The following is a 1,464-nucleotide window of genomic DNA, read 5'->3' as shown; positions in this document are numbered from 1 at the left end:
GCCTTCGACCCGTTTTTCACCACCAAGCCTGCCGGACAGGGAACGGGCCTTGGATTGTCGATGATCTTCGGGTTTGTCCGCCAAAGCGGTGGCAGCGTGGACATCGAGTCCGAGCCGGGGCAGGGCACGACCGTATCCGTGGTCCTGCCCATCAACGACGGCCCCGCCGACGACGAGCTGGTGCCCGAAGAGGATTCTGGACTGTCGGACAAACCCGTGGCCTCGACCGTGTTTGTCGTCGACGACGAGCCGACCGTGCGCCTTCTCGTGACCTCGCTTCTTGAAGACGCTGGCCACACGGTCATCGAGGCCGGCGACAGCGCAGGGGGGCTTCGCGTCCTGCAGTCGGACGCGCGCATCGACCTCCTTGTCACCGATGTGGGTCTGCCGGGCGGAATGGATGGCAAGGCCATGGTGGCAATGGCCAGACACCATCGTCCCCGGTTGTCGGTGTTGTTTATCACCGGCTTTGCCGATGCGTTCGATGGCGCAGAGTTGTCCGGACCGGGCTGGAGTGTGCTGATGAAGCCGTTTTCCATCGATGACTTCCGTTCGGCAGTCGACAGCCTCCTCGCCGGCCGCGCCACGGAGTAAGGCGCGTCGTCCCCGTTTGACGGCAATTTGCGCCGACTGCCCCTGGTCCCGCCGGGCTCTCCATCGAAGCAGTCCCCCTTGATGCGTCACGGGGCCGATGCGCACAGGACTGCTGGTCACACCTGCAGGGCAATGCTTGTCCGCTTGCCAGTCGGCACCGTCAGCTGCGTACCGGCGGGCCCGTCGATGAGCGTCCGCAATTGCGCGACCACCGCTTCCGGCGGGAGGCCAGGGCAGTTCCCGGAGCCGGGACGCACGTCGAGCAGTCGTCCCGGTCCGGGCCCGTGGGTCAGCACCAGGGCGAGCGCGATGGGCGTTGTCGTGTGTCCGGGCATGGCCAACGGGGCTGGTGGCGGCACCTCGCAGAGAACGACAAGGCAGGTGGACTCATCAGCGGCCACCGTCACCGCCCCTTCAAGAAGGGCGGCGCCGAGGCTATGTGGGCCAGCGGTCAACGTCGTCGACGACGCATGGCTGCAGGTTCGCGCCGCCCAGTTGCCGGCAAGCGTGCAGGCCACCGACTGCAGGAAGGTCAGGGGTGAGACGAGGGGTGGGTCCAGCGCGACTCCCCTCATCATCCGGTCGACCGCCTCGGCGTCGGCAGATTGGGTCGCAAACACGGACCGGAGGGTTGCCGGGTCACCGCCCCATTTGCCACACGCATCCATCGCCGCATCAAATGCAACGCGCTCAAACGCTGACGCGCGGCGTCCATACGTTCCGGGGAAGGACGCGTTGGACGAGAATGCGCTGACCCGCACACGCATCCTCACATCAAGCGGCCCGGCAATGCAGGTTGGGCGAAGGGGCGGCGTCCGGGGGGGGGGCGGGTGTCGGATTGCTGGGCGTTCAAGAAGGGCGCCTGGAGAG

The 1,464-nt window shown here is 66.8% G+C and carries 2 protein-coding genes; one reads left to right on the top strand and one right to left on the bottom strand.

Features of this window, described 5'->3' with window-relative positions; genetic code table 11:
• On the top strand, positions 1-594 hold a 594-nt coding region (locus tag VI08_RS20615), incomplete at its 5' end, for a response regulator (RefSeq protein WP_045831525.1).
• A gap of 116 nt (positions 595-710) precedes the next feature.
• On the opposite strand, the gene VI08_RS20610 is transcribed toward VI08_RS20615, so the two are convergent.
• The gene (locus VI08_RS20610) at positions 711-1,361 is read right to left on the bottom strand and encodes a beta-ketoacyl synthase chain length factor (RefSeq protein ID WP_045831524.1); all 651 of its coding nucleotides are present in this window, start codon (positions 1,359-1,361) and stop codon (positions 711-713) included.
• Between the last annotated feature and the right edge of the window lie 103 nt (positions 1,362-1,464).

The sequence above is a fragment of the Luteibacter yeojuensis genome (assembly GCF_000964085.1).
GTDB lineage: Bacteria > Pseudomonadota > Gammaproteobacteria > Xanthomonadales > Rhodanobacteraceae > Luteibacter > Luteibacter yeojuensis_A.
This window is presented reverse-complemented; position numbering and strand designations above follow the sequence as displayed.

Excerpts from the sequence above, each read along its gene's own strand:
- VI08_RS20610 (WP_045831524.1), bottom strand. The coding sequence starts at position 1,361 with ATGCGTGTGCGGGTCAGCGCATTCTCGTCCAACGCGTCCTTCCCCGGA.